General features: G+C 66.2%; 17 protein-coding genes. 5 read left to right on the plus strand and 12 right to left on the minus strand.

Translation table 11 applies throughout. From position 1 onward, the window contains the following. Window positions 1–64 precede the first annotated feature (64 nt). The 3 genes from ACZ6YV_RS38345 to ACZ6YV_RS38355 form a co-directional block, all read right to left on the minus strand. A complete protein-coding gene (locus ACZ6YV_RS38345) occupies window positions 65–385 on the minus strand; it encodes a hypothetical protein (RefSeq protein ID WP_465514293.1) in 321 nt (106 codons plus the stop codon). A gap of 161 nt (window positions 386–546) precedes the next feature. Then, window positions 547–1,185 carry a hypothetical protein gene (locus tag ACZ6YV_RS38350; protein ID WP_465514294.1) on the minus strand — a complete coding sequence of 213 codons (639 nt, stop codon included), beginning with the start codon at window positions 1,183–1,185 and terminating at the stop codon, window positions 547–549. A 119-nt stretch (window positions 1,186–1,304) separates the two neighbouring features. Continuing rightward, entirely contained in the window at window positions 1,305–1,889 is a 585-nt protein-coding gene (locus tag ACZ6YV_RS38355) for a DUF5984 family protein (protein WP_465514295.1), read from the minus strand. A gap of 304 nt (window positions 1,890–2,193) precedes the next feature. On the opposite strand from ACZ6YV_RS38355, the gene ACZ6YV_RS38360 reads away from it, so the two are divergent. Next, window positions 2,194–2,874, plus strand: coding sequence for an alpha/beta hydrolase (locus ACZ6YV_RS38360; protein WP_465514296.1), 681 nt, complete (start codon window positions 2,194–2,196; stop codon window positions 2,872–2,874). Between the two features lie 120 nt (window positions 2,875–2,994). Here ACZ6YV_RS38360 and ACZ6YV_RS38365 read toward each other — a convergent pair whose 3' ends face one another. Continuing rightward, window positions 2,995–3,738: an SDR family NAD(P)-dependent oxidoreductase gene (locus tag ACZ6YV_RS38365; protein ID WP_465514297.1), complete on the minus strand. Its 744-nt coding sequence runs from the start codon at window positions 3,736–3,738 to the stop codon at window positions 2,995–2,997. A 16-nt stretch (window positions 3,739–3,754) separates the two neighbouring features. Further along, window positions 3,755–4,108 (minus strand): hypothetical protein, encoded by a 354-nt coding sequence (locus tag ACZ6YV_RS38370; protein ID WP_465514298.1) that lies wholly within the window; start codon window positions 4,106–4,108, stop codon window positions 3,755–3,757. A gap of 85 nt (window positions 4,109–4,193) precedes the next feature. Here ACZ6YV_RS38370 and ACZ6YV_RS38375 point away from each other — a divergent pair, with 85 nt between their 5' ends. Both ACZ6YV_RS38375 and ACZ6YV_RS38380 read left to right on the plus strand, forming a co-directional pair. Further along, window positions 4,194–4,550, plus strand: coding sequence for an ArsR/SmtB family transcription factor (locus ACZ6YV_RS38375; protein ID WP_465514299.1), 357 nt, complete (start codon window positions 4,194–4,196; stop codon window positions 4,548–4,550). Between the two features lie 553 nt (window positions 4,551–5,103). Next, window positions 5,104–5,763 (plus strand): hypothetical protein, encoded by a 660-nt coding sequence (locus tag ACZ6YV_RS38380; RefSeq protein ID WP_465514300.1) that lies wholly within the window; start codon window positions 5,104–5,106, stop codon window positions 5,761–5,763. A 318-nt stretch (window positions 5,764–6,081) separates the two neighbouring features. Here the strand turns inward: ACZ6YV_RS38380 and ACZ6YV_RS38385 are convergent, their stop codons facing one another. Beyond that, window positions 6,082–7,101 (minus strand): hypothetical protein, encoded by a 1,020-nt coding sequence (locus tag ACZ6YV_RS38385; RefSeq protein ID WP_465514301.1) that lies wholly within the window; start codon window positions 7,099–7,101, stop codon window positions 6,082–6,084. A 1,346-nt stretch (window positions 7,102–8,447) separates the two neighbouring features. Here ACZ6YV_RS38385 and ACZ6YV_RS38390 point away from each other — a divergent pair. After that, the gene (locus ACZ6YV_RS38390) at window positions 8,448–9,044 is read left to right on the plus strand and encodes a response regulator transcription factor (protein ID WP_465514302.1); all 597 of its coding nucleotides are present in this window, start codon (window positions 8,448–8,450) and stop codon (window positions 9,042–9,044) included. A gap of 282 nt (window positions 9,045–9,326) precedes the next feature. Here ACZ6YV_RS38390 and ACZ6YV_RS38395 read toward each other — a convergent pair whose 3' ends face one another. Next, window positions 9,327–10,238, minus strand: coding sequence for a universal stress protein (locus ACZ6YV_RS38395; protein ID WP_465514303.1), 912 nt, complete (start codon window positions 10,236–10,238; stop codon window positions 9,327–9,329). A gap of 62 nt (window positions 10,239–10,300) precedes the next feature. Further along, window positions 10,301–10,801 carry a DUF5994 family protein gene (locus ACZ6YV_RS38400; protein WP_465514304.1) on the minus strand — a complete coding sequence of 167 codons (501 nt, stop codon included), beginning with the start codon at window positions 10,799–10,801 and terminating at the stop codon, window positions 10,301–10,303. 203 nt (window positions 10,802–11,004) lie between these two features. Between ACZ6YV_RS38400 and ACZ6YV_RS38405 the strand changes: the two genes are divergently transcribed. Beyond that, on the plus strand, window positions 11,005–11,391 hold the full coding sequence (locus ACZ6YV_RS38405; protein WP_465514305.1) for an HPF/RaiA family ribosome-associated protein: 387 nt from the start codon (window positions 11,005–11,007) through the stop codon (window positions 11,389–11,391). Window positions 11,392–11,416: 25 nt separating this feature from the next. Here the strand turns inward: ACZ6YV_RS38405 and ACZ6YV_RS38410 are convergent, their stop codons facing one another. The 4 genes from ACZ6YV_RS38410 to ACZ6YV_RS38425 form a co-directional block, all read right to left on the minus strand. Further along, window positions 11,417–12,472 carry a fatty acid desaturase family protein gene (locus ACZ6YV_RS38410; protein ID WP_465514306.1) on the minus strand — a complete coding sequence of 352 codons (1,056 nt, stop codon included), beginning with the start codon at window positions 12,470–12,472 and terminating at the stop codon, window positions 11,417–11,419. Continuing rightward, the gene (locus ACZ6YV_RS38415; protein ID WP_465514307.1) at window positions 12,469–13,656 is read right to left on the minus strand and encodes an AI-2E family transporter; all 1,188 of its coding nucleotides are present in this window, start codon (window positions 13,654–13,656) and stop codon (window positions 12,469–12,471) included. The genes ACZ6YV_RS38410 and ACZ6YV_RS38415 overlap by 4 nt, the downstream gene beginning before the upstream one ends. A gap of 183 nt (window positions 13,657–13,839) precedes the next feature. Then, the gene (locus ACZ6YV_RS38420; protein WP_465514308.1) at window positions 13,840–14,205 is read right to left on the minus strand and encodes a hypothetical protein; all 366 of its coding nucleotides are present in this window, start codon (window positions 14,203–14,205) and stop codon (window positions 13,840–13,842) included. A gap of 65 nt (window positions 14,206–14,270) precedes the next feature. Continuing rightward, window positions 14,271–14,564 carry a GlsB/YeaQ/YmgE family stress response membrane protein gene (locus ACZ6YV_RS38425; RefSeq protein ID WP_465514309.1) on the minus strand — a complete coding sequence of 98 codons (294 nt, stop codon included), beginning with the start codon at window positions 14,562–14,564 and terminating at the stop codon, window positions 14,271–14,273. Window positions 14,565–15,099 lie beyond the last annotated feature (535 nt).

Genomic DNA, 15,099 nt, shown 5'->3' on the forward strand with positions numbered 1-15,099 from the left:
CATTAAATACCCTCGCCGCCCTCTTCCCTGATCGCCTGCCACTCCACTAGAATCAAAGAAGAAATCATCCGTGGCTTACACGGAAATCATGACAGGGCCGCTGGAACGCCACCTGTTCTTTGCGAACTTCGACGAACCCGACGTTGAAGCGCAGAGCGACCAGCGGCCCCAGGAGGCAGCCACGGGATTCCGGCCCGAGGACGACAGTGGGTTGCTGGTCGGCGAACAGTTGCGCCAGCGCGGGGCCCAGACTCCCGAGCAGATCGGGTCGACGCCACCAATCCGTCACGTCGGCATAACGGTGCCTGTCCGTGCGGTCTCCGCGCCAGACGAAAGCACTGCGGAGTCCCGACTTCACCTCTTCCAGCCACACGTCTCCAGACACCAGCCCATGATCGTGTCGCAGGCGTCCCACAAGCAATCGGATTACCTTGCCCGCATCACGTGTCCATCGCTCTCTCATACCGCGAGGTGGTCGATACGCAGCAACCGGACGCGCGGTCATGCCAAGTTGAGTGCATTCCCGGACGTCGAGATCGCAGCAGATCAGCCGAGTTGGAACCGCTGTAGTCCGGCGCGGCCGAGAAGGATGCCTGTCGTTTCGGCCATCGCCTGAGCGGCCGGACCGATGCGGTAGCCAGTCAGCCGTCGGCCATTCGCGTCTTTGATGCGAGCCGGACGAGTGGTGGCCGTCAGTGCCGACCGAATCGCCCGTGATTGCCGCTGGAGGACCTGGTGTCCGGAGTCACCGACTTCGTCCGCGAACCAGCGTACGGCCAGCCTGCCGGCATCAAAGTACGCACCGCCTTCCAGGTGCTGGTACCCGGCGTCGTGATCACAGTACGTACCACCGGGATCATGTCGGCGCGTCGAGCGAAGGAGTTGCATGATGGCAGCGACTGGCGGCCCGTCCGGCAGCGGGACGCCATCGGCGAGCGTGACGGTTGATGGCAGGCTTGCGCCGATCGGTAGGTGCAGGAACGCCTGAACTCCGCGGCCGCCACAGGTCATCGCGTTCGCCAGCGAGCCGTGGAGGTGGACGGTGTGAAGTCCCAGCGGTCCTGGCTGCGAGCACTGCCACCCGGTGCCAGGGAACGTGTCGCGCAACGCCAGGTCGAACGCGCCTTCATCCTCGGGTAGCAACCAGGTTCCGACATTCATGGTCCGAGAGCCCGCGTATGCCATCACTCAGATGCTATGTCATGCCGATCGGCCATGATCCGGTGCTCTCTCATGCCGAATGGGCGGCTACGGCATTGCGGTCAGTGACCCAGGTCTGTGGCAACGGATGGCGGCTTCTGAGTTCACGTCGAGAAGATGCGCGCGACGCCCTCGCGAACGGCTGTCCAGTCCGTCGCAGGTACGAGCTGCATGGCGGCGGCCAGGGATCCTGAACGCTGCTGGTGTTCGTGGCGGAGCTGTTCGAGGTCGACTTGGATGTCTGGATCCAGCCCGCAGTCCTCGATCTCCGTGATGCGCCGGTCCATCGCAGCAATCAGTTCTCGGTCGAACTCCTCCACTGCTCGCAGGAACGAGTCGGTGGAGACGCTTGCCCGTCCTTGCCTCGGCACAGTGCAGTCAAGTCCGTGCTCGGCGGAGTGCCGCCAGTCGACGGTGATCGTGTCCCGGCCGGCGACCGACCGCCACCACAAGATGCATGGCGAGGCGACAAGGTAACTGGTGTACATGACGTGGCTGCTGTACCAGTCGAGCGCTGCCTCCGCGTCCTCGACACCTGCCCCGCACCAGGCATCCAGATCGCTGGTCATGTGATCGACAAGGTCCGCGGGCACCGGTTCCAGCAGAGACGGCAGCACTTCCAGAAGGTCCTCCCACAGCCGGACGACGTAGTAGTCGACCGGCTGTGGCTGCCCTGCAACGGCTATCACCCCAAGGCTCCACCTCGGCCAACGGCCTCAGACGGAAATGAAAACGGATCACCATGGCAGTGTGCTCACCACCTGGACTGCTGTCGAACAATTTGCCTCTGACGCCCCCTCATGCCGATGAGCGAGCGTCACAGAACTTAAGGTTCTCGGCGGCAAGAGATGCTGGGTGTCATGCCGTCCGAATGCACGTGGGCCACGCCTCGCGGTTGTCCGAGAGTTCGCTTGGCTGAGTGTCCGGTACGGACGCGCGTACTGGCAGCGTGCCTATCATGATCACTGGCCCGCGCCGGAAGGAGATCCACCCGTGACCACTTATCTGCTTGTACCTGGCGCCTGGCACGGTGGCTGGTGGTACGACCCCGTAGTCCCCGCTCTCAAGGAGGCCGGGCACACCGTCGTCGCGCTCACTCCCATGGGCCTGGATCCGGACGCGAACCCGCCACCACAGGTGATCACCCTGGACGACCATGTGCAGCAGGCCATCCAGGCACTGCGGGCAGTTCCCCCAGAGGTGGACGGCAAGCGCGATGCGGTCCTCGTCGGCCATAGCTACGGCGGAAGCATCATCAGCGGTGTCGCGGACGCCGAACGCGACCGAATCCGAGCACTGGTCTATCTGGACGCCCTGATCCCCGAAAACGGGGATTCCAGCTGGTCGATGACCAACGACGAGGAACATGGCTGGTACGTCGACGGGGCGGCCCGTACCGGAGCTTTCGTTGACCCCTTGCCGTTTTTCGACAAGCGGGCACGCCCGCACCCGCTGGCCACACTGATGCAAGCCTCAAAACTCACGGGGGCATGGCGCGGCGTACCCGTCAAGCACTATGTCGAAGCAACAGGTTGGCCTGGCGAATCCCCGCTCGCGGCGATGACGGCGAAAGCACGCGCCGACGAACAGTTCACTGTGCATACCTGGGACACCACGCACAACTTCATGCACAACGCTTCAGAGCTCGTCCTGAAGCTCATCATCGACCTCTAGCCGGGGCCCTTCGCGCAGGTGCCGCGACCCTCGGTACAGACCACATCCCGACGGTCGGCGGTGAGTCTCTTTCGGTGAGACGCGAGTGCCTCGTGGTCCTGCTTCACCTCGTGTGGCGGGTCAGCGCATCAGGACGCCGCCGTTGATGTCGTAGGTGGCGCCGGTGATGAAGCCCGCGGTGTCGGAGGCCAGGTAGGCGACGAGCCCGGCGATCTCGGCGGGCGCCGCGATGCGTCCGACCGGGATCTGGGCGGTGAGTTCCGCCTTCTTGTCCGTGCCGATGGTGTGCACCATGGGGGTTTCGATCATGCCGGGTGCGACGGCGTTCACGGTGACGCCATCGGGCGCGAGTTCGGTGGCGAAGCTGCGGGTCATGGCGATCAGCGCGGCTTTGGACACGCCGTAGTGTGCGCCGGTGGGGCGGGCTTGCTGGCCGGACAGTGAGGCGATGTTGACGATGCGGCCGAACCCGCGTGCTCGCATGCCTGCGGCGATGGTGCGGGTGAGGAAGAAGGCGGCGCGGACGTTGACCGCGAATACGGCGTCCCATTCGGTGGGGTCGATGTCCCATAGTCCGCGCATGGGCGCCGTGGCGGCGTTGTTGACGAGGATGTCGACCGGGCCGAGCTGCTGTACGGCCTCGGCGCAGGCGTTGTCGAGCCGGTCGAGGTCGGCCAGGTCCGCGGTGATCGCGACCGCGCGGGAGCCGAGATGTGCGGCGGTGTCGCGGTTGGCCTGTGCGTCGTGGTCGAGCAGTGCCACCTGCGCGCCGTGGGTGTGCAGGGCTTCGGCGATGGCGGCACCGAGGCCGTGGGCGGCCCCGGTGACCATGGCCGTCCTGCCGGAGAGGTCGAGGATGTTCATGTGGTGTTCCCGGGTGCTAGTGGGTGGCGAAGAACAGGTCGTGGCCGATGCGCGCGTCGATCTCGAGGTAGCGCCACAGCGGGAACCCGTCGACCCGCTCGGTGCGCACGATCCCGCAGACGGCCTGCACGGCGGTCAGGTCGGGTGCGTCGGCGAGGACATAGGAGACGGGCTCACGCGCGCCGGTGCCGACCTGGAGGAGGTCCTCGTCGAGGGTTCCGAGCACGGTGATGCCGAAGCGTTCGCCGAGCCGGTCGAACGCCGGCGGGAGCGCCTCGATGACCCGGGTCTGCTCGCCAGCCGGGGCGGCGTAGAACTCGCGGGTCACCCAGAGACGGAACAGGACACGCAGCTGACCGGATGTGGACATGCCGCTCCCTTCGCTTGCCACGCAGGCATTGGTAGAGGATTATCGAACTGTCACGACAGTATCAAACAGTTAGAAGGTTCTCTAAATGATGCGGGACACAGGGGCGCACCGCGCGGCCGCGGCGGACGCGGATCAGCCGGACATCGACGGGATCAGGCTTGACGCCGTACTGCAGGCCACGGCCGACCCGATCCGCAGGCACATGCTCGCGGTACTGGCCGAACGCGGTGAAGTGACGGCCGCGGAGATGAACCTGCCGGTGACCCGGGCCACCGGCAGCTACCACTGCCGGATCCTGCGCCAGGCCGGCTGGACACACACCCGGGTGCGTGGCCGGGAACGGTACCTGTCACTACGCCGCGAGGACCTCGACGAGCTCTACCCAGGCCTGGTGGACGCCGTGCTCGCCGCGGAACGGACCGAACAGACACGACCGAGATGAGCCACGACAACCAGACAGCCTCACGCCGTCCACGCAGAAGACGCGGAGAAGCCCGGCCGTTCCCGGAATGAGACCAGGCGTCCGGGCTCGTCACGTTCGATCAAGCGTTGCCGTGTTCAGCCGCACCCGCAGCCTATGGACGTGCGGCCGGATAGCAGGACGCCAAGCGAAAACCGTCGCGAGGACCGAGACACTCACGCCGCACTCGCCCGGTCCACCGAACCCGATCGACGACGTCCCCACACTCGACGACCAGGCGGTATTGCTGTCGCGTCAACTGTTCTCCGATCTCCCGGACAGGCAAGACTTGAGGCTCGTGGTTGTGCCGGACGCGGTCGCGTGGATCATGCCGTGGAACAGGTTGGCTCCGCCGAACGCGATCGAGGTTGTCGTCGCTCCCTCCGCAGGCCCACGCTACCCCTGAGAGCTCCCATGTCGAAACCTCTTCCCTACGGGCCCGGCCGATGACGAAGCCGCCCTGAGTTACGTCCGCGAAGCGTTAAGCCTGTCCCAACGAGGCAATTGGGAAGCCCTGCTGGCCGACGATCGCGTCTTGCAGACCTACCGCGCGCTCAAGAACTTCGACGCCAGGGCGGGCGAGAGATCCGTCCGGGAACGCGACGCGATCAAGCTCGCCGAACACCGGCGCGACGCCGGGCTGATCACCGCCGCCGAGTACGCCGATCACTATCGCCAGTTCACGACCTGGCGTAAACGAGCGAGTCGGTTCAACACCGTCTTGCACCAATACCTTGATCTGGCCGACACCGCCCTCTGGGCTCGCCTGCGACTGCTCCCCTGGCCCACCGCCGACGACACCGGCTACTGCCTCGTAGACGCGGTAGCTGCCGAACGAGGCCGCCGAACAGCCGCCCGGCACCACAAGAACAGCTTCATCCAGTACCAAGGCTCACACGTCACCGGCGAAAACGTCGACGTCGCCGACCTGCTCCTCGAAATCACCGACAACGCCCACCCGACCTGCGACCGCGGCCAGCTCGTCGAACTGTGGAACCAACGAACCCCGGACCTACTTGAATCAGACGCCGCGAAGGCTGCAGCGAGCAGGCAGAAGGGCTCCTACACCACCTATCGACTCCGCAGATCGCTCACTTTCCTGGAATCACAAGGAATGATCGACCGGAGCGCGCTGCTCTCACTACGCCGACAATGGGACATAGCACAATTCCCACTCGCCGACACTGAGCTATGAAGCGGACTTGTTCACCACTCAGTGTCGAACGAACCCGTTTGACACAGCGCCGAGTTCGTCGATGTCCGCACACCCAGCGCAGGGCACGGCATCTGCGAAAACATCGCAGAGAAATGGATGGAAGGCACCCTGCCGACCTCGCCTGCCACCCCATTCCACCCCAACGCGACAGGTATGGCACGAACCGGTGCCGTCGTGGCGGCCGCGATCGGGGCATGACACCGCACCGATACGGTGGTACTCGGACACGCTGAGAACTCACCGGGGGACGAGTTCCGTTGCCCACGGTTCGGCGACGGAACTCGTTGAGAGGAACGGTCAGTAGTTGAAGTCCGGTGCGTCGACGGGTACTACCGGCGGCCAAGGGTTGTCGTGCATCGCGTCATCGGTGATGGCGGTGCCGTGGAACCAGCCGTGTGTGTCGTCCGCCGGGGTGGTCTTCCGCGCGTCGATGTAGTCCAGGTGCAGCCACGACCAGACCTGATCCGGCGGGCAGGGCCCGGTTCGCCTGCTCGGGTCGCCGACCACGTCGGACTGGACGAACACGTCGAGGTGGTAGGCGGCGGAGAACCAGCGGGCGGTGTCACGCTCGGCAGGGCAGGTGTCGCGGTGCCAGGTCGTGCTCACAGCGTCGTCGCTGCCCAAGCCGCCCGCGCCGATCGACCGCGCGGCCATCCGGCGGACGAACCCCGCGGAGTCCCGCAGCGAGTCGAACAGTCCGCGGGCGACCAGTGCGTTGGCGTAGTGGCCGGGGCCGTTGACCGAGATCAGCAGCCCTCCGGGGACCCGGCGGTCGTGGTGGCGGCGCAGGTGCGCCCCGGTGTGGAACAGTTGCACGCTTCCCTTGAACACCCGCAGAATCCCGTCGGGCCCGCGCAGGGGGATCGCCTCGGTGTAGATGACCCCGGGCTGGACCGGCGCGCACTCGACGAGGTACAGCGAAGCGAGATCGGCGGCCACCCGCACCAGTTCAGGGCTCGGCATGGCGTGAGCGAGCCGTGGACTGTTGAACATGATCAGGAAGGCGCTGCTCTCACCGTCGGAAGCCAGCTCTTTCCAGTCTCGCCGTGCAGCCGCGACGCGTGCTGCCACCACCTCGGGCCCGGAGTCCATAGTGGACTCGTCAATCCAGCACAGGGTCATGCCCAGGCCCTTCGCCGCCGCACCGGACTTCGTCGCGACCCGGCCGAAGACGCAGGGCTGATGGCGGGCCACCCAGCCCATGAACGCCGCCCGCTTCACCTCCTCGGGCACGTCGGACAGCAACACCTCGTTCACCGCGTCGACGTCGGTACCGAACGATGTGTCTGCGGGGAAACACGGGAGACGGTCGAGCATGTCGGAAGAAAAGCCCACCCGCGCGGAAGTCATTTCGGCCTCGTCCCATCGTCAACGAAGATCAAGACCGAGCAAGCCTTGCCAATCCTGGGCACGTCCGCCAATACAGCCATCTGATCAGGTGAACGTCGACGAGGGACGACCTTCGTTCGTCACTATCAGCTCGACAGAGTGCGGCAAAGCTACAGGAACCTGGTACCGCGATCGTGAGCGTGATCGTGTGTCAGAGACCAGTCGTACCTCCCCACTGGCGGCCAGTTAGCGGGGAGCTATCTGGCCGCCAACGGCCACAGGGCGTCAATGCCGACGAGGTCCTCAAGCAGGGCGGAAGCCGAACGCCAGGCCGTCGACCACCCGGCCCGACACGCTGGCCTTACCTCACTTAACACTTCCCCTGCGAACAGGTGACCCGCGAACATTCAGCGGACTGCGACGGTCTCGGCGACCGGTTCTCCGCCTGACTGACGCAGACAGCATGCGAGTCAGGATCACGAGCGGTGATCCGGCCGCCAGGCGCACACGCGGGATAGCTGATCGGGCTCGTGTCAATGCTGGATGCCCACAGGCGACGGCACAGATGCAGCAGATTGCCGACACTCAGCGCAGGAACACAGTCCCTTGAGGGAACGCCGACACCAACGCGTTCCAAGATGAACAAGGTGTCCGCGTTGCCCAACAGCACCCAGCCACCGCCCGACAGACGGACTTTACACTCCAGGGCGAGGTAGAACCCCAGCGATCGCCCCAGATGGAAGGTACGAATACGTCGCATATCCGGGGGAACCGACAAGGCCACCAGGGCGGTACTGCTCACAACGATCAACACTCCTGACAAGGCCGGTACGGGTGTAACCCGCCACGGTCTGGAGCGGTGACGGCACCGGCCCTGGTGATGGGACCGAGCCAACTGGCCGTCGGCACATACAGTTGCATCCACCAAAGCGCGACGCAAGCAGCCGCCCCTTGCGCGCCACTGCCGCCCTCGCCGCAGGATCGACGGCCATTCCTTACCTGACAGGCTCTCTCCCGGCTGCAACGCATAGAGTCGAAGGGCATCCACCACGCGGAGTTGACCCGAACGTGTCTGCACAAGCCACTTCATCGTCGCGGCGGGCATCGTCGCTGGTTTCACCCTAATGCCAGGACGAGCTGTCGGTGCCGCACGAGGTGAACAGCGTTTCGACGAACCGCATCTCGTCTGCGCGGGGCTGAGACCGGCAGATATTTCAACTGCCATTTTTTCGGGCAGGCCCGATGATCGCCGAAAGCCGGCAATCAGGGCCGAGCGTTGGCGCGCTGGTGCCACTAGGGGAAGTTGAACCACACGTGTGGCGGGAAGGAACAATTTGACGACCATCTTGATCTGCGACGAGCGACGTATTGTCCGGGAAGGACTCACCCGGGCGCTGTCCTCGGTGCCGGGAGTCAACCGCATCGATCATGTCGTGCATGGCGATGAGCTGCACGCGAGATACTCCCGACAGCCTGCCGACGTCGTGCTCATGGGAACCCAGCGTGCGGTGCCATCCGGACTGGAAGCCACCCGGCTACTCGTCTCGGCGAATCCAAATGCCAATGTCCTCGTGTTCGGCGCACCCGATGACGCCGCCACCATCGCCGCGGCGATCGCCGGCGGAGCCCGCGGTTACCTACGCTGGGATGCCTCACGGCCAGAACTCGTCGCGGCGGTAGCCCAGACGCTCGCCACCACCCCCGTGTCGGCCCCTCGGCAATCGCTGGATCCTGGAGTCCGGCTGACACAGCGCGAGATGCAGGTCCTGCAAGGAATGAGCCGAGGCAGAAGCAACGGACAGATCGGCCGCGAGCTATACCTGGCCGAAGACACAGTGAAAACTCATGCCCGCCGCCTGTTCGGAAAACTCAGCGTGCACGACCGCGCTCAAGCCGTCGCGCACGGATTCCGACGCCACCTGATTTCCTGAAAGCTCCGTTTTATACCTGAGCTGCACCTGACCGGCGGTACAGGTGAAGTTGGCGCCGATCTGGGTGCGGCCCGGCGGGAGCGCCCACGCCTGCGCGGGCTCCAGAAGAGCGAAGCCCGCCGCGGTGCCCACACCGATCAACGCGCGGCCCGCCCGGGCTGCCGTGCTGGTACGTGCTGTCGATCTCATGATCAACCTTCCCGCCTGGGAAGGGGATCCGGGACTGCTGCCTCGGACCTGCGAGGTGGTGTGGATGACCGAGGATTCCGGAGTCTTGCCGCTTCACAGTTCCGCGTCGAGGCGATCTCCCCGGATGACGGCGACGGGACACTCGGCGTGGGCGACCAGCGCCTGGCTGGTCGACCCGAGGAGCATGCCCTCGAATCCACCGCGCCCCCGGCTGCCGACGACGAGAAGCCGCGCCCCCACACCGATTTCGAGCAACGTGCGGACAGGCCTTCCCTTGCGGACGACGATCTCGACCGGAACGTCCGGGTACTTCTCCCGCCAAGGGGCTACCTGCTCCTCGGTCGACTTCCTGTCTGCGGCCTCGATCTCGGCCGGGTCGACGGCGAGGAAATGCAGTCGGATCGCGCCGTGGTCGACCAGTTCCGACCAGGTCCGGACAACGGCCAGGTGAGCGTTCCACAACCTCGCTTCGTCGAACGCGAACCCGAGGGCAGCCTCGCTGACCGGCGAACCGTCCGTGCCCACGACGACCGGTCCCGCCTGCGGCACGGCACCGTCCGGTCGCCGGTCCCGGGCCACGACGATCGGGCAATGGCCGTGATGGGCGAGCGCGACCGCGGTGGAGCCCACCAGCATCCCGGTGAAACCGCCGAGTCCTCGCGATCCGAGCACGACCGTCGTCGCCCTCGCCGACTCCTGGATCAGGGCCGCCGCCGGATTCCACTCGCGGACCGCGGTCTCGACGACGAGACCCGCGTGTCTGGCGAGCACTGCGTCCTTCACCTCGGAAATCCATGCTCGGCCGCGGCTCTCGAAACCCTCACGGACCCCTTCGAACGAGGGGACCACCCCCGGCATCTTCACGACCGGGATCGTGAACACGTGGACGAGCCGCAAGGGCAGCCCGCGTTTCGCGGCCTCGTCCGACGCCCAGATCGCGGCGGTCTTGGCAGACCGTGACCCGTCGATCCCAGCGACGATGGATCTCTCCGTGCCGACCGGCATTTTCACTCCTCATGTTTCGGCTTCGTTCGACGATGGGCCTGCCGGTCGCTGACGGCCGGAATTCACCCGCCTGCTCCGGCGATGTCACCACGACCACCCTCGGATTCCCACCGGGCGAGGGCGTTCTCCGGTGTGGGCCGCGCGCCGAACTCGTCGAGGAGCATCTCCGGGCCTGCCACGTTGTTCTGTCCGGAGGCCGCCACCAGAACACCCTCGGCGGCCACCGTGTCCGCCTCCGGCGGGATGACCAGAAGCGTGAGACGGCGCATGTTCCCGCCGGTCACGTGCACGATATGAACGTTCTGCGAGTCGATTCCCTCGAGTTTGACCAGCCGCCCCTGGCAGATCATCTCGCGGACCGTGACTTCCCAGCCCGGCAACGGGAACGCCACCCGCCACACCGGGCCGATCCGGTCGTTGAGCGCCGTCGCGAGTTCGGGTACCTCGGCTGTCAGGTCACGGGACCTGGGCCACCAGGCTCCGTCGACACAACCGCTTTCCGAATTACGAGGCTTGATCCTCAGCCGTTCGGCGGCGTCCGGGGTGTGGGAGTCAGCACGCATGTTCGGCTCCGGTCTCCGGCCGTGAAGACCGGCGTCAATGAAGAACCGAAGGTGACATCGGTCGTTGCCCGACACACGAAATACTCTCGGCATTTCCACTGTACAGAGAAATACGCGTAGTAGCGCGGCAACAATTCACCCGCTCCGGTTCACACTACGGAAACGGCGTACAGTGGTTTTTGGCCAACGGGAAAGAAGGCGCCATGACCGCCGATCGGAAAGACCTGAACCTGATCGCCGAACGACTCCGTCTCGGCGGCGGGTTTTCCGCCTCCGAACGCGAGTGGGTCGCCGAACGGCTGGCCGCGCTCGGTTCCAGGCTGCGTTCCTTCAGCGAAGGCCAGGTCGATCTCGAAATCAGTGTCAAGGGCCGGCGCGGAGCGGGACAGCAGCTCACCCTCGAATGCCGGCTCCATCGCCTTCCCGGCCTGCATCTGGTGGCCGGGTCTTCGGCACCGGACCTGCCCGTCGCGCTCAACGAGGTTCGCGCCGACATGATCCGCCAGGTGGACCACGCGAAGACTCGCACCGAACCGCGGCACAACCGCGCGCTGCGGCACGCTCCGGTCCCGCCTGCGTCAGGAGCGTGACAGTGCGGCGCGAGAAGCCGATCGGTCATGGCAAAGCGAGACGGAAGATCTTGCGGACGACCGAGCCGAGTTGTTTCGACAGGGAGCCGGTGTTGTAGGGCAGGCCTTGCTTCTCGCAGATCTCCCGTACCTCGGCCGCGATCCGCGGATAGCGGCGGGACGGGATGTCCGGGAACAGGTGGTGTTCGATCTGGTGGCTGAGGTTCCCGGACAGCAGGTGGAACAGCGGGCTTCCGGTGATGTTCGCGGAGCCGAGCATCTGGCGCAGGTACCACTGCCCCTTGCTCTCGTTTTCGCTCTCCTCTTCGGTGAACACCTCGGCGCCGTCGGGGAAATGACCACAGAAGATGATCGAAAACGCCCACAGGTTGCGGATCAGGTTCGCGCCGGCGTTCGCCGCCAGTGTGACGGGGAACAGCGGGCCGGTCAGCGCGGGGAAGAGCAGGTAGTCCTTGCCCGCCTGCCTGCCCACCTTGCGCAGCATCGGGCCGAGCAGCGGGCGGACGTCCGCCCATGACCGGCGGCCTTGCACGATCCGGTCCGCTTCGAGGTCGTGCAGCATGATCCCGTACTCGAAGAACACCGCCTGCGCCGCCGCGTAGAGCGGATTGCCCAGGTAGTAAGGATTCCACGTCTGGTCCTCGGTGATCCGGATGATGCCGTAACCGACGTCGCGATCCTTGTCGAGGATGTTGGTATAGGTGTGATGCATGAAATTGTGCGAACGGCGCCACTGCTCACCCGGGCAGACCATGTCCCATTCGAAGGTCCGCGAATTCAGCGTCGGATCCTTCATCCAGTCGTACTGACCGTGCAGGACGTTGTGCCCGATCTCCATGTTGTCCAAGATCTTCGACAACGCCAGCGCGCCCACACCGGCGATCCACGCAGGCGGGAACCAGCCCGCGAACAGCAGCACCCGACCCGACACCTCACTGAGCCGTTGCACCGCGACGACCCGGCGAATGTAGTCGGCGTCGTCCGCGCCGAGATCCGCCACCACACGCTGTCGCAGCGCATCCAGTTCCTTGCCGATGAGCTCCACCTGGTTCTGGTCGAGTCGGCGGGTCGTCGTGGTCATGGGGCGTCTCCTTGCCGTGGTTCGGGTTCCCGGTCGAGGCCGGGTTCGGGTGGGCCGGACTCCGCGGGTCTGCTCGCGCGGACGTCTGCCGGGACGACGTGTTCGTCGGCCTCGCTGCGCAAAGACCGGATGGCGGAGTTGAGCACCGCCAGCAGGGGCACGGCCAGCAACGCCCCGGCGATGCCACCGACGAGCAGCCCGGTCGCGATGGCCAGCACCACCGCGAGCGGATGGAGCTTCACCGCACGTCCGAGCAGGAACGGTTGCAGCAGATGGCTTTCCAGTTGCTGGACGACGAGGACGACGCCGAGCAGGATCAGCGCCGGGACGAGACCGTTGGCGACCAGCGCGATCAGGACCGCGACCGTGCCCGCCACCACCGAGCCGATGATCGGCACGAACGCGCCGAGGAACACCAGCGCCGACAAGGGCACGGCCAGCGGAACACCCAGCACGGCCATGCCGACACCGATGCCGACCGCGTCCACCGTGGCGACCGCGATCGTCGCCCGCACGTAACTGACGAGCGCCGCCAGGCTCCGCCGCCCGGCGACGTCGGCCCGGGTCCGCGTCGCGGCGGGCGCCGCGCGCAGCAGGTACGCCCAGATCCCGGGCCCGTCCGCGAGAAGGAAGATCAAGACGAACAACACGAGCAGCGCCTGCGCCAGCACTCCGCCCACCGTCGCCGCCGTGCTCAGAGCCCCTGAGGTCAGACCGGTCCGGGAATTGGTCAGCGTGGTCACCAGGTCGTTGACCGAATCCCTGAGTTGTGCGGCGCTGAGATGGAGCGGGCCGGTGGTGAGCCAGTGCGCGACGGCGTCGACGCTCTTCGTGAGCTGGACCCGCAGGGCCGGAAGGCCGTTGACGAACGTGAGCACCACGAAGGTCAGCAGGCCGCCCAGCACCGCGAGCCCGCCGACCACGACCATCACGACGGCGAGGCCGCGGGGAACCCTGTGGCGGGCGAGGAAGGTCACCGCGGGAGCGCGCATCGCGGCCAGCAGCAAGGCGATCGCCACCGGCACGACCACCGCGGCCAGAAAGCCGGCGACCAGACCGAGCACGTACAGGGTCGCGCCGACGACGAGCAACCGCCACCCGAACTCCGCGGTCACCCGCAAAAGGTGCGGCACCACCAGCCGGGCATCGTCGGGAACGTTCGGCTCGTGCCGGGGATCGGCCATGAGCAGGCCTCTCGTGCGCTGCGGACGGCTCGTCGGCTCATTCGGTCGTCACTGTGACGACACCGAACGTGCGCCGCCGGGTCCGGAGCAGTCCCTCAGATCATCGGGCGATGGCCGCTCCGCTCCTGAAGGCAACGATGTGCTGTCTTCGACGATAGCCCCCCGCACCCCCGGAAAGCAGGGTCAGTACGACTCCCCTGGCCGGGGCAGGGCGAACCGGCGGATCAGCATCGTGGCCAGTGACCCGATGCCCAGCCACACGATCGCGGCGAGGCCGCTGTTGAGCAGCACTCGGAACTTCGCGTCGTCCGGGGTGAACAGGTCGTCGAACCCCAGCGAAACGCCGGCGGCGAAACCTCGGACGAACTCGGCCACCCCGTTCGCGGGGTTGGCCTCACCGAAAACCAGCACGATCCACGCCGCGAGCACCGTCGCGAAGAGTCCACAAAGGACTCTGACGATGGTGCAGGAGACCGACACCGTCCTCCGCCGGCTCCATCGCGACCGATCGCGCTCGGCGCTGTCGGTGAACGGTTCGAGCTCCGCCATGATCCTCGTTCCCTGTCTCTCGGAACGCGACGCGTGGCGCCATCGCCATCCCGCCGCCTGGCCGGTCATCGGCGCACCCGCCGGCGAGGCTTGGACTTGAGGAGTCCTCCGCTGATCGCGTGCTGGATCACCAGGAGCAGTACCGATCCCACGATCGCGGTCGCCCAGGTGACGAGGTCGAAGAACCCCTGTGTGACGTCGATCCCGAGGTAGGCAGCCGCGATCCAGCCACCAAGGACGGCCCCGGCGACCCCAACGAGAATCGGGACGACGAGACCGTGCTTCGCTCGGCCACCCGACAACGACTTGGCGATGGCGCCGGCGACGAGGCCGAGCACGATCCAAGCGAGAATGCCCATGACGACTCCTTGGCGAACAAGCGGTTCGAGCCTGAGACGCCGAGGTCCGGGGCGAAACCCGATACACCACGATCCGTTCCGCCGGTTCCGGACGGCCGATCGGGCGTTACCGTTCAGCGTAGTCCCTGAACCCGGCACCGCGACCGTCGATGCGCGACCGGTACCTCAAACCACGAAACGAGATCGGACGCAGATCTTTTACCCGATTACGCGGTAGAATCCCGACGACAGCGCCGGAGTGCACCAGACACCAGCCCTCGCGACGATCGACCTTCACACTGGCCGCACCTGTCCCTCGACCGCTTTGATGGCGTCTCTGTGGACAGTCCAGGCCCTGGCCGATCTCGAACTCCGCACGCTGCCCTTCATCCAGGGACTTCTCAAGCGCTGACCCACCTGTGCACCCGCCGGAGCCGAGGCTCGCACAGCGACTGACGGGCTCGGTGAGTTGTGGGGGGGGGGGGGGGGGGGGGGGGGGGGCGCCCCCCCCCCCCCCCCCCAGGGGGGGGGGGGGGGGGCGCCGAGGGGCCGGCGG

This window comes from Amycolatopsis sp. NPDC102522, assembly GCF_055584485.1.

Excerpts from the sequence above, each read along its gene's own strand:
- ACZ6YV_RS38405 (WP_465514305.1), top strand. The coding sequence starts at position 11,005 with ATGACCGCCGATCGGAAAGACCTGAACCTGATCGCCGAACGACTCCGT.
- ACZ6YV_RS38385 (WP_465514301.1), bottom strand. The coding sequence starts at position 7,101 with ATGCTCGACCGTCTCCCGTGTTTCCCCGCAGACACATCGTTCGGTACC.
- ACZ6YV_RS38370 (WP_465514298.1), bottom strand. The coding sequence starts at position 4,108 with ATGTCCACATCCGGTCAGCTGCGTGTCCTGTTCCGTCTCTGGGTGACC.
- ACZ6YV_RS38425 (WP_465514309.1), bottom strand. The coding sequence starts at position 14,564 with ATGGGCATTCTCGCTTGGATCGTGCTCGGCCTCGTCGCCGGCGCCATC.
- ACZ6YV_RS38350 (WP_465514294.1), bottom strand. The coding sequence starts at position 1,185 with ATGGCATACGCGGGCTCTCGGACCATGAATGTCGGAACCTGGTTGCTA.
- ACZ6YV_RS38375 (WP_465514299.1), top strand. The coding sequence starts at position 4,194 with ATGATGCGGGACACAGGGGCGCACCGCGCGGCCGCGGCGGACGCGGAT.
- ACZ6YV_RS38395 (WP_465514303.1), bottom strand. The coding sequence starts at position 10,238 with ATGCCGGTCGGCACGGAGAGATCCATCGTCGCTGGGATCGACGGGTCA.
- ACZ6YV_RS38365 (WP_465514297.1), bottom strand. The coding sequence starts at position 3,738 with ATGAACATCCTCGACCTCTCCGGCAGGACGGCCATGGTCACCGGGGCC.
- ACZ6YV_RS38400 (WP_465514304.1), bottom strand. The coding sequence starts at position 10,801 with ATGCGTGCTGACTCCCACACCCCGGACGCCGCCGAACGGCTGAGGATC.
- ACZ6YV_RS38410 (WP_465514306.1), bottom strand. The coding sequence starts at position 12,472 with ATGACCACGACGACCCGCCGACTCGACCAGAACCAGGTGGAGCTCATC.
- ACZ6YV_RS38415 (WP_465514307.1), bottom strand. The coding sequence starts at position 13,656 with ATGGCCGATCCCCGGCACGAGCCGAACGTTCCCGACGATGCCCGGCTG.
- ACZ6YV_RS38420 (WP_465514308.1), bottom strand. The coding sequence starts at position 14,205 with ATGGCGGAGCTCGAACCGTTCACCGACAGCGCCGAGCGCGATCGGTCG.